Raw genomic sequence first — 20,785 nt, 5'->3', positions numbered from 1 at the left:
GCCCGGCGCCGCGCGCGGCTCAGTTCGTCGTGCGGAAGTGCTGGCGCTTCCTCTCGTCGCGCACCACGAAGCCGAGCCGGGCCAGCTCGCCGCGCAGCTCCGTGGCGTCGTCGCCGTCGCCGCGGTCCAGCGCCAGCTGCCGGGCGACGAAGACCGCCTCCGCCTCCGCCGGGATGTCCGGCAGGCCCGGCACCCAGCGCCGGTAGGCGTCCGCGTACGGGTCCCGCTCGGACCAGGCCGCGCCGAAGAGCGGGGCCAGCCGCCCGGAGCTCAGGTGGGACGGTTCGCGGGCCAGTTCGCGGCCGGTCCGTCCGAGCAGTACCAGCTGGTCGCGCTCGCGGTACGCCACCGCCACCTCGGCCCGCGGCACCGTCCGGGTGGTGCCCGGCCGCTTCAGCGTCACCTCGGTGCGCGACATCCGCACGGTCAGCGACTCCCGGTCCGCAAAGAACGCCAGCGCCAGCCCGGCGACCGTACCGAGCAGCAGGGCGCCGATCGTCGCCTCCGGCTCGGGCAGCCGGGCCGCCAGCCTGAGGGGCCCGCGCATCGGCGCGAACGGGATGCGCAGGATCCAGTCCGGCAGCTGGTGCACGACCCAGCCCAGCCCCGCACCGGCCGCGGGCAGCCCCGCCCACCCCGCCGCGCGCGCCAACACCGGCGTCGCCACGGTCGTCGTATCGTCGATCACGACTGCCGAGTCTCCGACCCCCGCCGGCCCGGCGGATACCGGCGGGGGTCGAGACCGCGTCGACCAAAGTCGACGCGGTGACGGCCACCCGGCCACTGCGCGCGACGGCCGCGGCGCAGTACCGTCCAGGCATGAGGCGCTGGCTGATCGAGGGAGCCCTGGCGGCCGTCGCGGTGCTCCTGGGCGCCTTCTTCCTCTCGACCACCCTCAGCGAGGGCGATGGCTGGCCGCTCTGGGTCGAGCTCGTCGCGGGCCTGGTCGCGGTGGCCGGCCTGGTCCGCTTCCGGCGGAGCCGGCCGGTCGCGCTCGCCCTCGTCCTGATCCCGCTCGGGCTCCTCTTCGGGATGCCGATGGGAGCCACGCCGGTCGCGCTCTTCGCCGTCGCGCTGCACCGGCCCGCCCGGGTCGCCGTCGGCGTCGCCGCGGTGCACGCAGTCTCGCTGGCGAGCGTCTATCTGATCGCGCTCGGCCCGACCCGCACCTACTGGGAGGCGGTGACGTTCCTGGTGCTGCTGCACGTCATCGTCGTCGCGGTCGGGATGCTGGTCCGCTCGCAGCGCCAACTCGTGCACTCGTTCGCGGAGCGGGCCCGCCAGGCCGAACAGGGCCAGCAACTGTGCCTCGACCAGGCGCGGCTGGGCGAGCGGGAGCGCATCGCGCGCGAGATGCACGACGTGCTCGCTCACCGGATCTCCCTGCTGGCCGTGCACGCCGGTGCACTGGAGGTGCGCCGGGACGCGCCGGCGGGCGAGCGGGAGGCCGCCGGGGTGATCCGGCAGAGCGCGTACGAGGCGCTGGAGGATCTGCGGCAGGTCATCGGGATGCTGCGCGAGCCCGCCGACGACCGGCCCCAGCCAACCCTCGCGGACGTGCCGACCCTGATCGAGCAGTCCCGGGACGCCGGGGCGCGGGTGGAGCTGGAGCTGGCCGCCGCCGGTCCGGTGCCGGCCGGGCTGGGCCGGCACGCCTACCGGATCGTGCAGGAGGCGCTGACCAACGCCCGCAAGCACGCGCCGGGCGCGAGCGTGCGGGTGGCGGTCACCGGCCACGCCGAGCGGGGCCTGGTGGTGGAGGTCGGCAACGCGCTGGTGGCCGGCGGGCCGACGTTGCCCGGCGCCGGTGCCGGGCTGGTCGGGATCGGCGAGCGGGTGCAGCTCGCCGGGGGCCGCCTCGAGCACGGACCAACGACGGCCGGCGAGTTCCGGCTGCGGGCCTGGCTGCCGTGGACTCCCTAGCCCCGGTGCGGGTGCTGCTCGTCGACGACGACGCCCTCGTCCGCGCCGGGCTGACCATGATGCTCGGCGAATTCGACGGCATCGAGGTCGCCGGGGCGGTCGCCGACGGCACCGAGGTCGCCGCCGCGGTCAACACCCACCGCCCGGACGTCGTGCTGATGGACATCCGGATGCCGGGCATGGACGGGCTGACCGCGACCGAGTCGCTGCGCGCCCGCCGGGATCCGCCCGACGTGATCGTGCTGACCACGTTCGACACCGACGCGCACGTGCTGCGGGCGATGCGCGCCGGTGCCAGCGGTTTCCTGCTCAAGCACACGCCGCCGGACGAGATCGCCCGGGCCGTGCGGCGGGTCGCGGCGGGCGAGCCGATGCTGTCGCCGGAGGTGCTGCGCCGGATGATGAGCTTCGTCGCGGCGGCGGGCGCCGACCCGTCCCGGGACCGGGCCCGCGCGGCGCTGCGGCGGCTCAGCCCCGGGGAGCGCGAGGTCGCGTCGCTCGTGGCGCAGGGCCGCACCAATCAGGAGATCGGTACGGCCCTGCGGATGAGCACGGCGACGGTCAAGGCGTACGTGTCACGGATCCTCACCAAACTGGAGTCCACCAACCGGGTGCAGATCGCCCTGCTGGTGCACGATGCGCGCGAGGAGGCCTCCCGCGGTTCAGGACAGCCATGACTCGTCGGGCTCCTCCTGGCCGACCGGCACCATCGCGTCGAGGAGCTTGTCGAGCGGGATGCTGGCGAAGCCCACCCGGACGTCGCTCGCCCCGTACGGCAGCCAGAACCGCCCCGCGTGCACGACCCCGCCGCAGGAGTAGACGACGTTCGGGACGTAGCCCTCGCGCTCGACGTCGTCCGGCTCCAGCAGCCCGTGCGGCAGGTCGGCGATGACGCGTTCCGGGTTGTCGAGGTCGAGCAGCATCGCGCCGATCGCGTACCGGCGCATCGCGCCCACGCCGTGGGTGAGCACCAGCCAGCCCGCGGTGGTCTCCACCGGCGACCCGCAGTTGCCCACCTGGATCAGGTCCCAGCCGCGGTGCGGTACGAGCAGCGGCACGGCGTCCTGCCAGCGGTTCTGCTCGTCGCGGGTGCTCAGCCCCAGCGTCTCACCGTCGCTGCGGCACAGCGCCAGGTGCCGCCCGTTGACCGGCCGCGGGAACAGCGCCATGCCCTTGTTGCGGGCGGCCGGGCCGCGCAGCGCGGTCACCTCGAAGTGCCGCAGGTCGCGGGTGTGCATCATCCGGCCGGCGATGTGCCGCCCGTCGTACGCGGTGTAGGTGGCGAAGTAGCCGATGCGCCCGTCGTCCTCCTCGACCTGCACGAAGCGGGCGTCCTCCATGCCGTTGCTCTCGGCCGGCGTGGCCGGCCAGAGCACCCGCTGGTGCAGCGGGATGGTGGCCGGGAAGGTCACCGCGTAGTCGCTTGCCACGATGCGCCGGATCGCCTCCAGCGTCTCGTTGGTGGTGGGCCGGGCCAGCAGCTCGCCGGGCAGGTGACCGAGGACCTCCTCGAAGGCCTCGTCGTCGTAGCGCTCGGGCAGCGAGGACAGCACCGTGGCGGTGATCTCGTTGTCCAGGTCGTCCTCGGCCAGGCCGGCGGCGAGCAGGTCGCGCCGGTGCTTGGCGCCGACCCGCTGGCCGATCATCATCGGGCCCTCGCGGTCCTCCAGCCTGATCGTGTCGTCCGGCCCGAGGATCGCGGAGCAGAAGCCGATGGAGGAGATGTGCCCCTCGCCGATCTGGCGGAGGCTGATCGCGGTGCGCAGCTCGCCCGGCGCCAGGTCGCTCTGGTCGGGGTGCGGGACCATCGACGGGTTGCACAGCGCCGCCGCCTCGACGGAGAACTCGTGGCTGAAGTAGGCGCCGATCAGCGCCCGGGCCGTCGGCGACAGCTCGATGTCCGGCGGCACCCGGTGGTGCACCAGGTCGTAGTGGTGCTGAAAGGTCGCGCAGATGTCGTGATGGCGCCCGGCGAAGCGGGCCAGCACGTCCTCCAGCAGCCGGGCGGTCTCCTCCTCGGTGAGCTGCAGGATCCGCTCGATGATGGAGGAGGCGCGGTTCTGGCCGATCTGTGCGTCCTCGCCGGGCACGAACAGCTTGATGACGACCCGGCGGCCGTCCGGCTGCATCGTGAGCGCGTGACGCATTGCGATAGAGGTGGTCCGGACGTCGCGGGGATCCAGGATTGCGGTCATGCAAGTCCGCCTGACGGTCGGGTCGCGCTCCTGCTCGCCAACGCGCGTGCGTGCTGCAACGTGGAGACGAGCGCGAGAGTGGATTCGGCGCCTTGGTTCAGATTAGGGCCATCCGGCTTCAGACCGTCAAATCCACCACCTGTCAGGGGGTCGTACATCACCGTGCCAGTGTCGTTGTCGCCCAGGAACCAGGCGATGGACATGAACAGCGGCGCGTCCCAGCGCTCGTCGCCGGTCACCGCCGCCGCGGTCGCGCAGGCGTCGGCGGTCGCGGCGGCCTCGATCGGCTGCTGGTCGTGCCGGTGCTTCGGTACGCCCGGCCGCCAGCCGCCGACCGGGACGGTGGAGAGGTGGCCGTTGTTCTCCTGCATGCGGCACAACCAGGAGAGCATGCGCAGCCCGTCGGCCAGCAGCGGCTCGTCGCCGAGCAGGTCGCCGGCCTGGATCAGCACCTCGGCCGGCGCCGGGTTCGCGTAGGTCAGCTCGCGCTCCGGCCAGACCCAGTCCGGGTCGGGGCCGGGCGGGCCGATGACCGTGGCCGCGTCGCCGAGCAGGGAGGCCGCGGCGCCGGACCGCGGGTCCGCCCGCAGCACCTCCGCCGCGCCGAGGCCGGCGAAGGCCATCGCCCGCGGCCACGGCGAGCGCTGCCGGGCCGCGATGGCGAACGCCTCGTGCGCCTCGGCCCGGATCCACGGGACCGGGAAGCGGGCCGCGGCCGTGCCGAGCCCCCACAACGCCCGGCCCCACCAGTCGCCGAGGCTCGGCTCGTCGTGCCAGACCCGGTCGTAGCCGAACCGGTTGTGGCAGGTGCCGTCCGGCGCGAGCGCGTGGGTCAGGAAGGTCAGGTACCGCTCGGCGAGCCGGACCACCTGGGCGGTGGGCTGCGGCTCGCGGGCGGCGACGAGCAGGCCCCGGGACACGTCGTCCACGCAGTAGCCGTGCTCGCGCCGGGGTATCGCGTTGCGGGCGTGCTCGAGCAGGCCGGTGTCGTCGGAGAGCCGGGCGATGTGCGACCAGTTGGGCTCGGGCGCGTCGACGAGGCGGATCGGCGGCGGCACCAGCCGCAGGCTGATGCTCACGCCGAGACGGAGGTAGTGACGGGCGTGCGGTCCTGCACCAGGCGAGAGACCAACGCCTGGTAGCGCGCGGCGACCGCGGGCCAGCGTAGCGTCGGGCCGCCGGTGAGGCCGGCCAGTTGGTTGGGTGACTCCCGCAACGCGAGCAGATGCCGGATCGCGGCGGCCATCGCCTCCGGGTCCTGGTGCGGAACCAGCAGGCCCGGGCCGTCGGCGAGCAGCTCGACGGCGTGCGGGAACTCGGTCGCGACCACCGGCACGCCCGCGCCGACCGCCTCGATGAGCACGCCGGAGGTGACCTGCTCGGTGGAGTCGTACGGCAGCACCACCACGTCGGCCGAGCGGATCAGCCGGCTCAGCGTCGCCTGGTCGTGGTAGACGTCGTCCCAGGTGACCTGGTCGGCGACGCCGAGCTCCGCGGCGAGTTTCCACAGCGACTCCCGGTAGACGTCGCCGTGCTGTTCGAGCACCTTCGGGTGGGTCCGGCCGGCGACCGTGTACGCCGGGTGCGGGTCGAGGTCCCCGAGCAGGGCCAGCGCGCGCAGCGCCCACTCGATGCCCTTGCCCGGCCCGAGCAGGCCCCAGGTGAGCAGGTGCGGGGTGTCGCGCGCCTCGCGCGGCGCGCTGGTGTGGCTGCCGGCGCCGTGCGGGATGACCGTGATCTTGTCCGCGTCGACCCGGTAGCCGGTGGTCAGCCGCCGGCGCGCGGTGTCGGTCATGGTGACGACCGCGTCGGCGGCCGCGACGATCCGCTCGAGCACCCCGCGCTGCAGCGGCGACGGACTGCTCAGCACCGTGTGCAGCACGACGATCGTCGGCACCTTGAGGGCGCGCAGCAGGGGCAGCACCTCGTCGCCGGCGTCGCCCGGGTAGATGCCGTACTCGTGCTGGAGCACCGCGACGTCGAAGCGGTTCAGCGCGTTGGCCGCCGCCGCCCAGCCGCCGGGTGTGTCCGTGTGCCAGGTGTGCACGACCCGGGGCGCCGTGGGGTCGACCTCCAGCCCGCCCCCCGTCGCGTCGGCCGAGAGCAGCCGGACCACACCGCTGCCGGGTGTGCCACCCGTCAGGTGGCTCGCGAGCGCCGCATTGAACGTCGCCAAACCGCATTGCGTGGGGGGATAGGTGCTCAGGAAGCCGTACGTGGCGGGCATGAAAGGCCTTTCTGATCAGGCGGCTGCCTCCCCGCAGCACGAACCGGCGCGCGCGGGCACGGATCGCGGCGCACACCTCAGCTATTCAGCGGCGACTAAGGAAAATGCCGCAATTCAGTAATAGGACATTAACAAGATCGGCCAATTCAGCTGCCCAATTCACGGTAAATCCGCAGGTAGTCGTCGACCATGCGGTCCGCGCCGAACCGCGCCCGGGCGCGGGCCCGGCACGCCGCCCGGTCCAGCCGACCGATGCCCGCGACGGCCGTGACCGCCTGCTCCACGTCGTCGACCAGGCGGCCGGTGAGACCCTCGTCGACGACCTCGGGCATCGAGCCCTTCCGGTACGCGACGACGGGCGTTCCGCAGATCATCGACTCGACCACCGACAGCCCGAACGGCTCGGCGAACAGGATCGGGTGCAGCAGCGCGGCGCTGCCGCCGAGAATCCGTGCCCGGTCCGCCGGCCCGACCGAGCCCAGGTAGACCACCCGCTCGCCGTCGATGTGCGGTTCCACCCGCTCGGCGAAGTAGCGCCGGTCCTGCACGATGCCGCAGAGCGTCAGCCGGCGCCCGGCCCGGCGCGCGATCTCGATGGCGTTGTGTGTGCCCTTGTCCGGATGGATGCGTCCGAAGCAGACCAGGTCCTCGCCGCCGTCCGGGTCGAACGGCAGTCCCTCGGCGTCGACGCCGTGGTAGACGGTGCCCACGTAGTCGAGGTCGGGGGAGCGGTCGGCGTCGGAGATCGAGACGTAGTGCGACCGGGCCCGCCGGTACGCCGGCAGGATGTTCCGCCCCGAGAAGCCGTGCACCGTCGTGAGCATCGGCGCGCGGCAGAGCCCGGAGAACGCCAGCGGCAGCCAGTCGAGATGGTTGTGCACGAGGTCGAAGTCGCCGGAGCGCTCGAGCGCATACGCGACGTGCAGTGCCTCCCACACCCGGCCGTCGAGCTCGGGGGACTCCTCGTACCCGGTCGGGCAGACGCCGTCGAGGGCGGCCTTGGTGACCGAGTCGAGCGTCGCGAAGAGCGTGACGTCGACGCCGCGGGCGGTCAGCCCCTCGGCGAGGAGGCTGGTGATCAGCTCCCAGGGTCCGTAGTGAAGTGGCGGCGTCCGCCACGCGACCGGTCCGAGCAGGGCGACCTTCATGGGGCTCAGTATGAAGTGGATCGGGTGTTCCGGTCGGGGTTCCCGTGTTAAAGAGGAATATGGAGAACCCCTGGTGGCACAGCGCAGTCGTCTATCAGATCTATCCCCGCAGCTTCGCCGACTCCGACGGCGACGGCATGGGTGACCTGCGCGGCATCATCGACCACCTGGACCACATCGCGGGCCTCGGCGTCGACGTGGTCTGGCTGTCGCCCGTCTATCCGTCCCCGCAGGACGACAACGGCTACGACGTCAGCGACTACCAGGACATCGAGCCGGTCTTCGGTAGCCTCGCGGACTTCGACGAGCTGCTCGCCGGCGTGCACGAGCGGGGCATGAAGCTGGTCATGGACCTGGTCGTCAACCACAGCTCGGACGAGCACAGGTGGTTCGTGGAGAGTCGCGCCGGCAGGGACAGCGCCAAGCGGGACTGGTACTGGTGGCGCCCGGCCCGCGAGGGCATGCAACCGGGCACGCCCGGCGCCGAGCCGAACAACTGGGGTTCGGTCTTCGGCGGATCGGCCTGGGAGTACGACCCGGCCAGCGGCGAGTACTACCTGCACATCTTCAGCCGCAAGCAGCCGGACCTCAACTGGGAGAACCCGGAGGTCCGCGAGGCGGTCTACGCCATGATGAACTGGTGGCTGGACCGGGGCGTCGATGGCTTCCGGATGGACGTCATCGACCACATCTCCAAGGACACGTCGCTGCCGGACGGCGTGCCCCGGCCCGGCTCGGCGTACGGCGACGGGGGGCCGTACTGGCTGAACGGGCCGCGTAACCACGAGTTCCTGCGGGAGATGCACCAGCGGGTCTTCGCCGGCCGCGACGCGATGCTGACCGTCGCGGAGATGCCCGGCGTCACCGTGCAGGAGGCGGTGCTCTACACGGATCCGGCCCGCCGGGAGGTCGACATGGTCTTCCAGTTCGACCACGTCTGGGTCGACCGCGGCGCCGATCCGTGGCTGCTGTACCCGCTGCGGCTCACCACGCTCAAGGGCATCTTCGGCCGCTGGCAGGCGGGGCTGGCCGAGGTCGGCTGGAACAGTCTCTACTGGAACAACCACGACCAGCCGCGGATCGTCTCGCGGTTCGGCGACGACGGCCCGCGCTACCGGGAGCGCTCGGCCAAGATGCTGGGCGCGGTTCTGCACCTGCACCGCGGCACGCCGTACGTCTACCAGGGCGAGGAACTCGGCATGACGAACGCGCCGTTCGCCACCATCGCCGACTTCCGCGACATCGAGGCGATCGGCCAGTACACCCAGGCCGTCACCCACGAGGGTCGGGCGCCGGAGGACGTGCTCACGGTGCTGCGGGCGCGGGGCCGGGACAACGCGCGCACCCCGATGCAGTGGGACGCGACGCCGAACGCCGGCTTCACCACCGGCACGCCGTGGCTGCCGGTCAACCCGAACTATCCCGAGGTCAACGCGGTCGCCGCGGCGAAGGACCCCGACTCGGTCTACCACTTCTACCGTGCCCTGATCGAGCTGCGGCACACCGAGCCCGCGGTCGTGCACGGCGACTTCACCATGCTGCTGCCGAACGACGAGCGGCTGTACGCGTTCACCCGCGCGCTCGGCGGCACGACGCTGCTGGTGATCGGCAACTTCACGGGCGGCACGGTCCGGGCCGAGATCGACGATGCCGCGGCGTGGGCGGAAGCGGAACTGCTTCTCACCAACGCCGCGGCACCGCGGGACCTGGTCCTCGAGCCCTGGCAGGTCGTGGTTTACCGCCGGGTCAGCCGGCCGTGATCGCGTCCCAGGAGAAGGCCAGCAGCGCGAAAGCGGCGCCGAGCAGGGCAAGCGAGACGCCGCGCGAGCCGATCGGCAGGGCGGCGAGCACGAGCAGGATGACGGCGATGAGGTAGAAGATTCCCTGGACGGTCATCGGAGAGCCTCGATTCTGTGGGGGATGGGCCGGCGGCGGGCCTGTTACCCCGGGATCGAGGTGCCTCAAACCACCGGCAGCGCCAGCGCCGAGGGGTGCGCCGGATCGTGATGCACCGTCGTGCGGGTGGCGACCAGCCGCACGGCGGTGCCGAGCGGCTCTCCGGTGCCGTAGTTGCGGGCGAAGCGCGGGTGCGCGCCGCCGCTGACCTGGAGCCGGATCCGGTGGCCGGCGGCGAACCGGTGGCCGGCCGCGCCCAGCGCGATGTGCACCGGGTCCTCGTCCGCGTGGTCGGGGGTGAGCCGGGCGAAGCCGTCGCACACGTTCACCGAACGGCCCTCGGGATCCACGTCGCAGAGCCGCACGAACAGGTCGAAGTGGCCGGTGCTCCCGGTGGCGTGCAGGTCCACTGTGGGGGTACCGATGATCTCGAGGGCCTCGGGCAACGGCCCGGTGGTGAAGGTCCGGACGTCCGCGCGCGACTCGAGGGGCCGGTTGTCCCGGGCACCCTGCGTGCGCGACTGCAGCTGGCCGGCGAACGACGGCGTCGGGTCCGCGGGGTCGTAGTCGAAGCTCGTGGCGCCGTCGGCAAGCTCGCCGAGACCGCCGTCCGGGCGCAGGTGCAGGCGGACCTCCGTGCTCGGCGGCGGCCAATGCGACAGCTCACGCCACTCGCCGCCGACGTGCACCCGGACGCGGGTGCTCCGCTCGCCCTCGCCGAGCAGGTGGACCCGCAGGTGCTCGAGGGCGTCGCGGAAGAGGTCCGGCCAGCCCTTGTCGAACGCCGACGTGTGCGTCCACGGACCGATCATGAGCGTCGGTTCCTGCCCGGCGGCGCGCAGCCGGGCGTACTGGGCGAGGGTCTGCTCGAGGGTGAGGTCGTGCCAGCCGCTGACCAGGCTCACCGGCACGGTCATCCGGTCCGCCGCCGGGCCGGCGTCGGAGGACGACCAGAACAGATCATCCGGGTACGGGTGGTTGACCCAGTCCTCGAACTCCTGCCGCCGGCCGCCGAGCGCGCGGCGGTAGGAGTCGAGCAGCGGCAGCCCCCGGACGGCGTGCCGCAGGTGCACGGTGAGCCGCAGCAGCGCACCGGCATAGGCGGCCGCTCCGGCGGACTGGTGGAAGAACGCCGTGCCGCTGATCAGGCTGAGCTCGAGCCGGAAGGCGCCCTGCCGGTCGGGGTAGAACCCCTGGTAGAAGTCGTGCGCCGGGACCTGCAGGATGGCGGCACGCCACTCGGGCGGCGGGTCCAGCCCGAGTGACCACTGCACGTAGCCGAGATAGCTCGGGCCGATCGTCGCGAACGTGCCGGGGAACCACTCCTGCTTGCGCAGCCACTCGACCGTGGCCTGGCCGTCGGCGGCCTCGTTGCGCCACAGGTGGAAGCTGCCGCCCGAGCCGCCGGTGCCGCGGGTGCTCTGCACGATCACGCGGAAGCCCTGCGCCGCGAATCCCGCGCCGAACAGCGCGTTCCACGGGAAGCCGCGCCCGTACGGGCTGCGGACCAGCAGCACCGGGCAGGGCGCGTCGGTGACCGGTGCGTAGTGGTCGGTGAGCAGCGTGCTGCCGTCGGCGGCGGGCACCTCGAGGCCCGGCTCCCACTCGACGTCGTATCCGGCGGTCTCCCGCGCGCGGCGGCGCAGCAGCCGGAGGAAAAATGGCAGTCGTTCCATCACCCGACCTCTTTCCCGTACGTTGTACTGAAACTAGCATCCCGGAGGAGCCCGTGCCCAGAGGCCGCCCGCCCGCGCACACCAGGCCGCAGGTCGTCGCGGCCGCCATCGCCGTCGCCGACGCCGAGGGCCTGGACGCGCTCACGATGCGGCGGCTGGCGGCCGAGCTCGGGGCGGGGGTGATGTCGCTCTACACGTACGTCCGGGACAAGGAGGAGCTGCTCGACCTGATGGTCGAGCAGGTCGGCGAGTTCGACCAGGCGCTCGGCGGCGACGATCTGCTGGGCCTGGTGCGCTGGCAACGCGCGCTGATGCTGCGGCACCCGTGGATGCCCGCCGCCCTGCCGAACCGGCAGCTCGGCGGCCCCAACATGCTCGGCTACCTGGAACGCGGGCTGGTCGCGCTCGAGCGCACCGGCCTGCCCGGCCCGGCGAAGATGGAGATCCTGGCGCTGCTCACCGGCTTCGTGGCCAGCTACGTGAGCAACGAACTGGCGCAGGCGCGAGCCGGGGTCACCGACTCGCAGCGGGTGCAGGAGCACGTCGCGCGGCTGCGGGTGGCGGTCGCGAGTGGGGCGTATCCGCAGCTCGCCAGGGTGATGAGCGAGGGCGCGACGGCCCCGCCGCCGAGCTTCGAGGCAATCGCGGCCCGGATGATCGCCGGTCTGGTCGGCGGCCGGCCGTGAGGTTAGGCCGACCGGCGTGGTGGGTACCAGTCGGCCATGACCGGTCACGTCCTGCCCCGCGGCGGAGCCTCCTGGTGGGGCCTGATCCCGTTCGCGGTCGCCACCGCTGTCGCCGCGCTGATCGGCGGCCTCGGGGTCGCGGGCACGGCGGGCGAGTATCAGAGCCTCGAACAGCCGCCGTGGGCGCCGCCGTCGTGGTTGTTCGGCCCGGTCTGGACCATCCTGTACGCGATGATCGCCGTCGCCGGCTGGCTGGTGTGGCGCCGCGCGGGCTGGACCCCGGCGCTCAACGCGTACGCGGCGCAGCTCGCGGTCAACGCCGCCTGGACGCCGATCTTCTTCGGCTTCGGGCGGTACGGGCTGGCGCTCGTCGACATCGTCGTGCTCTGGGTGCTGATCGGCGCGACGATTTACCTGTTCCGCCCGGTCTCGCGGACCGCCGCGTGGCTGCTGGTGCCGTACTGGGCCTGGGTCACCTTCGCCGCCGCCCTGAACGCCGCCATCTGGCACGCCAACTAACGCCACGCCCGACATCGTCGCGGGCGGCTCCTGTGATCCCGCTGAGTACGACCTCCGCCCGCGGGGCCCGCCATGGCGGCGGGCCCGTTCGGCGGTGGGTCAGGAGCGCAGGCAGAGGTCGAAGGGGTGGCCGGCCGGGTCGAGCAGGACCCGCCAGCGCTCCGGAGTCGGCTGCTCCGCCGGCCTGGTCGCGCCGAGGGCCACCGCCTGCTCTTCGGCCTTGTCCAGGTCGTCGACGTACAAGTCCAGGTGGTAGCGCTTCGGGGCTGTCTCCTCCGGCCAGCCCGGCGCCGAGTAGCCGGGCACCTTACCGAAGCCGATGCTCATCGAACCGTCGCCGATCATGGCGTACTCCGCCCCGCTGTGCAGGACGTCCCAGCCCAGCACCTGCGAGTAGAACGTCGCCAGGGCCGCGGGGTCCTCGGCGTCCAGGTTGATCATTGCGAGGGACGCGAAACCGGGCATGGCAGAACCTTTCGCCGGTGGGCGGCGCCGATCGCCGCCCGCATCCCGATCCTGCCGCAGGAGACTGACACCTCCTGTCAGGTATCCCGCCGGGCCGCCAGCCAGCCCGCCACCTGGGCCCGGGACGTGAAGCTCAGCTTGCTCAGGATGTTCTCCACGTGGCCCTCCGCCGTGCGCTGCGCCACCACCAGCCGGGCCGCGATCTCGCGGTTGCTCAGGCCCTCCGCGATCAGCGCGATCACCTCGCGCTCGCGGGGGGTGAGCCCGAGGTCGGCCAGGCGCGCGTCGGAGGCCGGCGGCGGCGCGGGAGTCTCGGCGCGCGGCGCCGGCACCACCGCCGCGTCAGCGGCGGCGCGGCCCGTCCGGTCCAGGGCCAGCGCCACCGCCTCGGCCGTGGTCAGCTCCGCGCCGCGCCGGAACGCCGCGTCGAACGCCCGGTCGCCGAGCCGGCCGCGGATCTCGTGCGTCGACTCGTCGTGGAAGTCGCGCAGGCTGCGGAACGAGGACAGCGACGCCTGCATCGCCCGCCACACCCGCTCCGAGGCGCCCAGCAACTGCGCCGCGTGCTGGTCCCGGCGTTCGCTGCCGGCCGCCCAGCCCAGCGCCTCCAGCGCCAGGCCCATGCCGAACTGCTCGTCCTCGACGAGCTTGCCGACCTCGAGGCTCTCCTTCGCCGCCTCGGCCGCACCCGCCGAGTCGCCGGCACGCCAGCGCAGCACGCTCAGCGCCCACAGCGCGAACGAGCGCCACCACACCTCGCCGTTCGCCGCCGCCAGGTCCCGGCAGGCCATCAGGTCCGGGTAACCCTTGGCCGGGTCGTCGGTCGCCAGACCCCGGGCCAGCCCGAGCACCGCGAGCGTCCACATCTGGCCGCTGAGCGCGCCCAGGTCACGGAAGGCGGTCAGCGCCTGCTCGAACAGCGGCAGCGCCCGGGCGTGGTCTCCGCCGAACATCGCGACGTTGCCCTCGACCAGCGGGATGAACGCCGCCTCCGGCGACGGCGGCAGGGCGTCGACAAGCGCCCGGGCGTCGGCCAGCAGCGCCTCGGCCCGCGACCGGTCGCCCTGCACGCAGGCGATCCACGACGCCACCCGCAGCGCCTTCACCCGCGTCCAGTGCCGCGGCGCCGGCATCGCCAGGGCACGGTCGAGCCAGTGCCGGCCCTCGGAGAGGAAGCCCCGGACGAACCAGTGGTTCTGCAGGTCGGCGGCGAAGCGCAGGGCCGTCTCGGGCGGGCCCTCGGTGACCGCGAACTCCAGCGCCACCCGCAGGTTCGCCTGCTCGTGGCGCAGCCGCAGCATCAGCGCCGCCTGGTCGGGGCTCGCCCAGTGCGCGTCACCGTACGCGGCCAGCTCGGCGAACCAGTCGCGGTGCAGGCGAGCGACCGCGTGCTGTTCCCCGGCGTCGGCCAGCCGGGCGGCGCCGTACTCGCGGACCACCTCGAGCATCCGGTAGCGGGCCCGGGGGCCGTCGCCGATGCGGGAGATGACGGACTTGTCCACCAGGGAGGCGATCAGGTCCAGGATCTCCTCCGCGGACAGCGTCTCGTCCGTGCAGACCTGCTCGGCCGCGTCCAGTTCGAGGCCGCCCGAGAAGACCGACAGCCGGGACCAGAGCAGGCGTTCCTGTTCGGAGCAGAGGTCCCAGCTCCAGTCGATCAGCGCGCGCAGCGTCTGCTGCCGCGCCGGCGCGTTGCGGGCGCCCGCGGTGAGCAGGCGGTACCGGTCCGTCAGGCGCTCCAGGATCTGGTGCAGCGACAGTACCCGCAGCCGGGCGACGGCCAGCTCGATCGCCAGCGGCATGCCCTCCAGCGCCTGGCAGAGCGCGGTGATCGTCGCGCAGTTCGCGTCCGTGACCGCGAAGCCGGGCAGCACCGCCGTCGCGCGCTCGACCAGCAGGCTGGCCGACTCGTAGCGGGACAGGTCGGCCGGCGTGCAGGCGACGTCGGCCTCCGGCACCGACAGCGGCTGCACGGTCAGCGTGGCCTCGCCCGAGATCCGCAGCGCCTGCCGGCTCGTGACCAGGATCCGCAGGTCGGGGCAGGCGCGCAGCAGGGTCTCGGCGAGATCCGCGCAGGCGCCGACGAGGTGCTCGCAGTTGTCGAGAATCAGCAGCGCCTGCCGGCCGGCGAGGAAGGTGGCCAGGCCCGGCGCGTCCGGGCTGACCGACTCCTCGCGAATGCCGAGCGCCTCGGCGACGGTGACCGCGACCAGGTCCGGGTCGCGCAGCTCGGCCAGCTCGACCAGCCAGACGCCGTCGTTGAACGCGCGCCGCATCTCCCGCCCGACGCGGATGCCCAGCCGGGTCTTGCCGACGCCGCCGGCGCCGGTCAGCGTGACCAGGCGGCTGGTGGAGAGCATCCGCCGGACGCCGGTCATCTCGTGCCGCCGGCCGACGAAGCTGGTGACCTCGGCGGGCAGGTTGCCGAGGAAACCGCGCGAGGTTGTGGCGGCGCTCATAGGAGCACGTTAGTGGTTGTGACCTCCGAAAGTGGGCTCCCGGATGCCCAACGATGCATCGAGTCGGCCGACGAGGGCGAGCCCGGCACCCACCCGCGGGGCGATCGCCCGGCCGTCCGGCAGCAGCTCACCGTTGTCGTCGAAGGTCACCACGCCGTTGCAGAGCAGGCTCCAGCCCTGCTCAGGATGGGTGGCTACCACCCGGGCGGCGTGGTGGTCGGTCTGGCCGGCCCCGGGACAGGGCGGCACGTGCACGCACAGCATGTAGGTCCTCCTGCGACCAAGAGTTCGTCGCGGTGGGTGCGTGAGACACCGGGGAACTACCCGAGCCGTACCCGAATAGCCGCTCGCGGGTACTTCTCCCGTGTCCGGCGGCGGTTCGGTGGATCACCATGGACGCCGATCGACAGAGAGGGGCGCCCATGGGCCGCCACGCGGCCGACCGGCCGAGCCGACCGCCGCTGCACTCCGACCTGTTCTCCCCGACGCCGGGCAGCGCCGCCGAGCGGTACGCGCTGGCCCGCGCCGAGGCGGCGTTCGAGGCCCTGGTGGAGCCGCACCGGGAGGAACTGGCCGCGTATGTTCGCCGGCTGACCGGAGGCGACGAGGTGGCCGCCCGCGGTGTGCTCAAGGAGACCTTCTACCGCGCCGCTCAGGATCCGTCCCGCTACCCCCAGCGTGCGTCGGCGGTACGTCCGTGGCTCGTGCTGACCGCCCGCACGGTGCTGCGCGACGGTGAGCGGTTCGCCCCGGCCGGGCACGACGACAGGCCCCGCGTCGTCGTGCCCGACCGGGGCCCGAGGTCCGCCACGACGATCGTCGCGGCCATGGAGGACCTCGCGGCGTCGCACCGGGAGATCCTCGTCGAACTCTTCTACCGCGGCGTCTCGCTGGAGGAGGCCGCCGCCGCCCGCGCGGTGCCCGTCGAGGAGCTCAAGTCGCGGCTCTACTTCGCCATGCGCTCCCTGCGGGTCGTGCTCGACCGGCAGCTGGCCGGCCGGCACGACCCGGACGAGGACTACCGCAGGTAGACCAGCCCGTCGGCGATGACGCCCGGCCGGCCCCCGGTGCCCTCCACCCTGATCTTCACGGTGTGCCGCTCGCTGTCGTTCCACGACCGGGTCCACACCGCCCGCCGGTTCAGCGTCCGCGGCGAGCGCAGATCGATCATCCCGGCCGGGCGGCCGTCAACGAAGACCTGCACCCGGCCCGAGGCCGCCGTGCGTGACACCGCGAGCGACGCCGACCGGCCGGTGAAGGACCAGCTCAGCGACGAGTTCGCGGCCGTGCTGCGCAGGGCGCTGCCGCCCAGGTAGGCGCGGCCGCCCAGCGCCCGCCAGGCCCCGGTCCGTTCGGCCCGGGCCTCCGCGACGATCACCGGCGTACGGGCGACGGCCACCGACCGCACGTTGCCCGCCCGGTCCGTCGCGCGCAGGCCGTAGGTGGTCTCCACGCCGGGTCGCACCGTGCCGGCCCACGTCGTCGCGCCGGTGCCGAGGCCGGCGGTGACCGGGCGGGTCAGCGTGACGCGGCGCAACCCGCCGGCGTCCGAAGCGGACCAGCGCAGCCGCACCGGCACGATTCCGTCCAGCGAGCCGGTGCGCAGCAGCACGCTCGGCCCGCCGGTGAATTCGGGCAGCGTGCGGTCGGACACGATCGGCACGCTGACGCTCGCCATGCGGCCGTTCAGCGCCACCGCGCGGATCCGCAGGCTGTGCCGCCCGGCCGGGACCCGCAGCAGCTCGCTGCGGTGCGCGCCGGGCGCCGACGCGGTCACCGCGCCGTCGACCTGGACGTCGAAGCGGTACAACAGCGAGCTGGGCGTTCCGGTGCGCCAGAACGGCCGGACCGTGCCGCGCGTGTACCAGGTGCCGCCGATCCTGGTCGCGCCGTTCAGCTTGGCCACCGCGAGGTTCCTCGGCCCGGCCGCCGCGATGCTGCGGATCGACCCGAGCTGGGCGTACAGGGTGTCGCCGGGGCACTCGGTCCGGCCCGTGTCGCGGTGCCCGGAGATCCGGTTCAGCATCGCCCGGGTGCCCCGGCCGTACCGGTCGCTGCCGCTGGAGATCATGGCGACCCGGCCGGCCGGCGTGTTCCCGTACGCCCCGATCTTGTACGACGCGACCTGCGCGATCACCCGCTTGACCCGGGCCGGCACCCGGCGCCCGGAGTAGTTGCCGAGCACCGCGATCGCGCTGCTGCGCGAGTTGAAGCCGAGGGTGTGCGCGCCGAGCACCGGCCGGGCCACCCCGCCCCTGCGCCCCTCGAAGAGGGTGCCGCACTTGTCGACCAGGAAGTTGTAGCCGATGTCGTCCCAGTGGTTGCTCTTGACGTGGTACGTCTCGATGCCGCGGATGATCGCGGCCGACTGGGAGCAGCTGTAGTCGTTGGTGCCGGCCGTGTGGTGCACGAAGAGGACCTGCACGTCCGTCGAGTACTCCGGCTCGCCCTTCACGATGGACTCGTCCGCACCCCAGCCGGCCCGGCTCACCAGCCTCGGCGCGGGCCTCGGCGGGACGGCGGCGCGCGCGGTGCCCTGCGGCTCCGGAGCCGGCGGCGGCGCCGAGGCCGGCGGATCGCCGGGGTTGATCAGGTCGAGCCGCAGCCCCGCCGGCAGCGGCCCGGTGCGGCCGGAGCCCGCGGCGACCCGGGCCTCGACGCCGTCGGAGTCGCCGACCCAGAGCGGATCGGTGCTGCCCCGGGCCACGGCCGCGTCCCTTGAACCGGGCTCGGCGGGGGATGCGCCGTCGGCCTCCAGTGGCTGCCACCCGGTCCACACCCCGTCGGCGACCCGCCGGGTGCGTACTTCGACCGCCCCGTCGAGCACGGCGCGCGGATCGCTCCAGGTCGCCCCGACCAGGCTGAACCGCCCGGTGCCGCGCGGCGGCACCGCCCGGGCGCCGGGCGCCGGGAGGGCCCGGCCGGCCGGCGGCGCCAGCTCGATCGTCTCGAGCGTCGGCCGGGCGGGTGCCCGGCGATGCTGATCCGCCGCCGCCTCCCGCACGGCGGCCGCGCCGCCCCCGCTCGCGGCCACCGCCGTCGCGCCGCTCAGCGCGACGGCGGTGCCGAGCATCGTGGCCATGACTCGTCTGTGCGTCTTCTCCACGTTTCCCCCCGCGAAGGCATCGGACCGGGCCAGACCAGGATGAATCGAACGGGTCCGCAATGTGCCGGGTTGCCTGTTCCGTGATGCCGGTCACGAATCCGTCAGGGTGAACTGTTCCGATTGCGCGTCGGGCTGCCGAAATGGTATGGCGTGAACTCTGTGCTGGCGTCCCTACGAGCGGGCGGCGACCCCGATGCGCTGTCCTCCGCGCGCACGACGCTGCCCCGGCGCAGCGCTAAACCCGCCTGGTCCTACATGGCCGCGTGCGTCGCCGCCATCACCACGGCCGCGATCGGCCCGGAGTGGCTGCGGGCCCCGCTGATGCTGCTCGCCATCCTCGCCGGCCTCGGTGCGACGATCTACGCCGTCCGGCGCGTCGCCCTGCCCGCACACCGCCGGCCGTGGCGGCTGCTGCTCGGCGCCGCGACGCTCTTCCTGGTCGGCATCGTCATCCGGGCGGTCGTGCCCGGCGCCGGCGCCTCCCCGCCGACCTCGATGGCGCTCATCCCCGACGCCTTCGTGCTGCCCGGCTACGTCCTGATGGGCTACGGCTTCGCCGACCTGCTGCGCCGCCGCCGCGCCGCGGACGACGACCCGGCCCGCGTCGACGCTCTGCTCGTCGGCCTGGCCGCGGCGTTCATGTGCTGGACCTACCTCATCGTGCCGTCGATGTCGCAGACCGATCTGACCCCGCTGCGCGTCGCCAACTCGTTCTTCCCCGTCATCGACGTCGTGCTGCTCGTGCTCGCGGCGCAGCTCGCGCTCTCCGGCGGCGCCCGCCAGCCGTCGCTGTGGCTGCTCATCCTGGCCGCGGGCACCATGTTCAGCGGCGACTTCATCTTCATGCTGCGCGACGGCGGGCTCGCCGACGTGCCGCAGCACGCCATCGACGTGCTGTTCATGGCCACCTTCCTGCTGGTCGGTGCCGCCGGGCTGCACCCGTCGATGCGTACCCTGACCGAGCCGCAGCAGATCGTCGTCAAGGACCTCAGCAAGGTCAGGACCGTGCTGATCGCGCTGATGGTTGTCGTACCGACCATCATCACCACGATGCGTCCGGTCACCTCGCTGCTGAACAGCATCGTCAGCGCCGGCCTCTGCTCCCTGCTGATCCTGGCCGTCTTCGCCCGGGTGGTGCGCTCCAACAACTCGCGGGCGCGCGCCGAGCGGGCCACCCGCCGCCGGGCCACCCACGACGCCCTCACCGACCTGCCGAACCGGGAACTGCTCGCCGAGACGATCGCGAGCTGGGGCGAACGGGCCGCGGACGACCAGCAGGAGATCAGCCTGCTCTTCATCGACCTCGACCGGTTCAAGATGGTCAACGACCACTGGGGCCACCAGGTCGGCGACGAGCTGCTCTGCGAGGTCGCCGGCCGGCTCAGCACGCAGATCCGCGGCGAGGACCTGGTCTGCCGGATCGGCGGCGACGAGTTCGTCATCGCGCTGGCCAGCCCGTCGCACTCGGCCCTGGCGGAGTCGCTCGCCGACCGCGTGCTCGCCGAGTTCGCCCGGCCCTTCGAGCTGTCCGTCGGCAACGTCGTGATCTCCGCGTCCATCGGCGTCGCGAAGGCGCACGGCGGCGCCCGGGCCCTCGAGCTGATCCGGGACGCCGACACCGCGATGTACAAGGCCAAGGACAACGGGCGCAACGCGTACGCGCTGTTCGACACGTCGCTGCGCGAAGAGGTCCGGGACCGGATGAACCTGGAGCAGGCGCTGCGCCGGGCCCTGCCGCGGGGCGAGCTCGCGGTGCACTTCCAGCCCATCGTGGACCTGACCACCGGCCAGATCGACGGCTTCGAGGCGCTGATGCGCTGGAACCACCCCACGCTCGGCGCGGTCTCTCCGGTCGACTTCATCCCGGTGGCCGAGGAGACCGGCCTGATCGTGGAGAGTGGAGCCTGGCTGCTGCGCGAGGCCGCGGCCCAGCTCGCCGTCTGGACCGCGCAGCGCGGCCCCGGCGCCCGGCGGCTGCACGTCTCCGTCAACGTCTCGGTCCGGCAGCTGCGCGACCGCGCCATCGTGGACATCGTGCACGGCGTGCTGTCCGACACCGGGCTCGGCCCGGACCAGCTGTGGCTGGAGATCACCGAGTCCGGCGTCATGGAGGACATCGAGACCGCGCTGAAGACCCTCAACGAGCTGCGCGCCCTCGGCGTCACCCTGTGCATCGACGACTTCGGTACGGGCTACTCCTCGCTGAGCTACCTGAACCGGCTGCCCGTCGGCATTGTCAAGATCGACCGGTCGTTCGTCGGCCGGGTCGGCGAGCACGGCTCCAACGAGCCGATCGTGCGTGCCGTGCTCGCCATGACCCGGGCGATGAACCTGCGCGTCGTGGCCGAGGGCGTCGAGACCGAGCTCCAGCGCGACTGGCTGCGCGAGCAGGGCTGCGACCTGGCGCAGGGCTGGCTCTACGGCAAGGCCGACCTGCCGGAGAACCTCGAGCCCTGGATCCGCCCCCAGGTCACGGCCTGAGGCT

General features: G+C 73.1%; 18 protein-coding genes. 7 read left to right on the top strand and 11 right to left on the bottom strand.

The genetic code is table 11. From position 1 onward, the window contains the following. Nucleotides 1-19: 19 nt before the first annotated feature. Complete coding sequence (locus tag AB0B58_RS16230) at nt 20-688, bottom strand: hypothetical protein (protein ID WP_360223940.1); 669 nt, start codon at nt 686-688, stop codon at nt 20-22. A 131-nt stretch (nt 689-819) separates the two neighbouring features. On the opposite strand from AB0B58_RS16230, the gene AB0B58_RS16225 reads away from it, so the two are divergent. Next, entirely contained in the window at nt 820-1,923 is a 1,104-nt protein-coding gene (locus tag AB0B58_RS16225; protein ID WP_360223938.1) for a histidine kinase, read from the top strand. Beyond that, complete coding sequence (locus AB0B58_RS16220; RefSeq protein WP_360223936.1) at nt 1,911-2,600, top strand: response regulator transcription factor; 690 nt, start codon at nt 1,911-1,913, stop codon at nt 2,598-2,600. Before AB0B58_RS16225 ends, AB0B58_RS16220 begins: the two co-directional genes overlap by 13 nt. Here AB0B58_RS16220 and AB0B58_RS16215 read toward each other — a convergent pair. The 4 genes from AB0B58_RS16215 to AB0B58_RS16200 all read right to left on the bottom strand — a co-directional run bounded on the left by AB0B58_RS16215 (nt 2,586) and on the right by AB0B58_RS16200 (nt 7,493). After that, entirely contained in the window at nt 2,586-4,118 is a 1,533-nt protein-coding gene (locus tag AB0B58_RS16215; protein ID WP_360223934.1) for a glycoside hydrolase family 130 protein, read from the bottom strand. The two genes, AB0B58_RS16220 and AB0B58_RS16215, sit on opposite strands and share 15 nt — an antisense overlap. Further along, a complete protein-coding gene (locus AB0B58_RS16210; RefSeq protein ID WP_360223932.1) occupies nt 4,115-5,197 on the bottom strand; it encodes a glycosyltransferase in 1,083 nt (360 codons plus the stop codon). The genes AB0B58_RS16215 and AB0B58_RS16210 overlap by 4 nt, the downstream gene beginning before the upstream one ends. Continuing rightward, on the bottom strand, nt 5,194-6,345 hold the full coding sequence (locus AB0B58_RS16205) for a glycosyltransferase (RefSeq protein ID WP_360223930.1): 1,152 nt from the start codon (nt 6,343-6,345) through the stop codon (nt 5,194-5,196). The genes AB0B58_RS16210 and AB0B58_RS16205 overlap by 4 nt, the downstream gene beginning before the upstream one ends. A 146-nt stretch (nt 6,346-6,491) precedes the next feature. Next, nucleotides 6,492-7,493: a glycosyltransferase family 4 protein gene (locus AB0B58_RS16200; protein ID WP_360223928.1), complete on the bottom strand. Its 1,002-nt coding sequence runs from the start codon at nt 7,491-7,493 to the stop codon at nt 6,492-6,494. 59 nt (nt 7,494-7,552) lie between these two features. Between AB0B58_RS16200 and AB0B58_RS16195 the strand changes: the two genes are divergently transcribed. Further along, entirely contained in the window at nt 7,553-9,253 is a 1,701-nt protein-coding gene (locus AB0B58_RS16195; protein ID WP_360223926.1) for an alpha-glucosidase, read from the top strand. On the opposite strand, the gene AB0B58_RS16190 is transcribed toward AB0B58_RS16195, so the two are convergent. Next, a complete protein-coding gene (locus tag AB0B58_RS16190; RefSeq protein WP_360223924.1) occupies nt 9,240-9,389 on the bottom strand; it encodes a hypothetical protein in 150 nt (49 codons plus the stop codon). The genes AB0B58_RS16195 and AB0B58_RS16190 overlap by 14 nt on opposite strands. 65 nt (nt 9,390-9,454) lie before the next feature. Beyond that, a complete protein-coding gene (locus AB0B58_RS16185) occupies nt 9,455-11,065 on the bottom strand; it encodes a CocE/NonD family hydrolase (protein WP_360223922.1) in 1,611 nt (536 codons plus the stop codon). 53 nt (nt 11,066-11,118) lie between these two features. Between AB0B58_RS16185 and AB0B58_RS16180 the strand changes: the two genes are divergently transcribed. Beyond that, complete coding sequence (locus AB0B58_RS16180) at nt 11,119-11,751, top strand: TetR/AcrR family transcriptional regulator (protein WP_360223920.1); 633 nt, start codon at nt 11,119-11,121, stop codon at nt 11,749-11,751. Between the two features lie 36 nt (nt 11,752-11,787). Continuing rightward, entirely contained in the window at nt 11,788-12,270 is a 483-nt protein-coding gene (locus AB0B58_RS16175; RefSeq protein ID WP_360223918.1) for a TspO/MBR family protein, read from the top strand. A 99-nt stretch (nt 12,271-12,369) separates the two neighbouring features. On the opposite strand, the gene AB0B58_RS16170 is transcribed toward AB0B58_RS16175, so the two are convergent. The 3 genes from AB0B58_RS16170 to AB0B58_RS16160 form a co-directional block, all read right to left on the bottom strand. Further along, the gene (locus AB0B58_RS16170; RefSeq protein ID WP_360223916.1) at nt 12,370-12,735 is read right to left on the bottom strand and encodes a VOC family protein; all 366 of its coding nucleotides are present in this window, start codon (nt 12,733-12,735) and stop codon (nt 12,370-12,372) included. Nucleotides 12,736-12,812: 77 nt separating this feature from the next. Then, nucleotides 12,813-15,194: a LuxR C-terminal-related transcriptional regulator gene (locus AB0B58_RS16165; protein WP_360223914.1), complete on the bottom strand. Its 2,382-nt coding sequence runs from the start codon at nt 15,192-15,194 to the stop codon at nt 12,813-12,815. 9 nt (nt 15,195-15,203) lie between these two features. After that, entirely contained in the window at nt 15,204-15,458 is a 255-nt protein-coding gene (locus AB0B58_RS16160) for a DUF5999 family protein (RefSeq protein ID WP_360223912.1), read from the bottom strand. 158 nt (nt 15,459-15,616) lie between these two features. Here AB0B58_RS16160 and AB0B58_RS16155 point away from each other — a divergent pair, with 158 nt between their 5' ends. After that, nucleotides 15,617-16,225, top strand: coding sequence for a hypothetical protein (locus AB0B58_RS16155; protein ID WP_360223910.1), 609 nt, complete (start codon nt 15,617-15,619; stop codon nt 16,223-16,225). On the opposite strand, the gene AB0B58_RS16150 is transcribed toward AB0B58_RS16155, so the two are convergent. Then, nucleotides 16,213-18,276: an N-acetylmuramoyl-L-alanine amidase gene (locus AB0B58_RS16150; protein WP_360223908.1), complete on the bottom strand. Its 2,064-nt coding sequence runs from the start codon at nt 18,274-18,276 to the stop codon at nt 16,213-16,215. The genes AB0B58_RS16155 and AB0B58_RS16150 overlap by 13 nt on opposite strands. A gap of 174 nt (nt 18,277-18,450) precedes the next feature. On the opposite strand from AB0B58_RS16150, the gene AB0B58_RS16145 reads away from it, so the two are divergent. After that, nucleotides 18,451-20,781 carry an EAL domain-containing protein gene (locus AB0B58_RS16145; RefSeq protein ID WP_360223906.1) on the top strand — a complete coding sequence of 777 codons (2,331 nt, stop codon included), beginning with the start codon at nt 18,451-18,453 and terminating at the stop codon, nt 20,779-20,781. Nucleotides 20,782-20,785 lie beyond the last annotated feature (4 nt).

It is taken from the genome of Actinoplanes sp. NPDC049118 (genome assembly GCF_040648555.1).
Lineage (GTDB): Bacteria > Actinomycetota > Actinomycetes > Mycobacteriales > Micromonosporaceae > Actinoplanes.
This window is presented reverse-complemented; position numbering and strand designations above follow the sequence as displayed.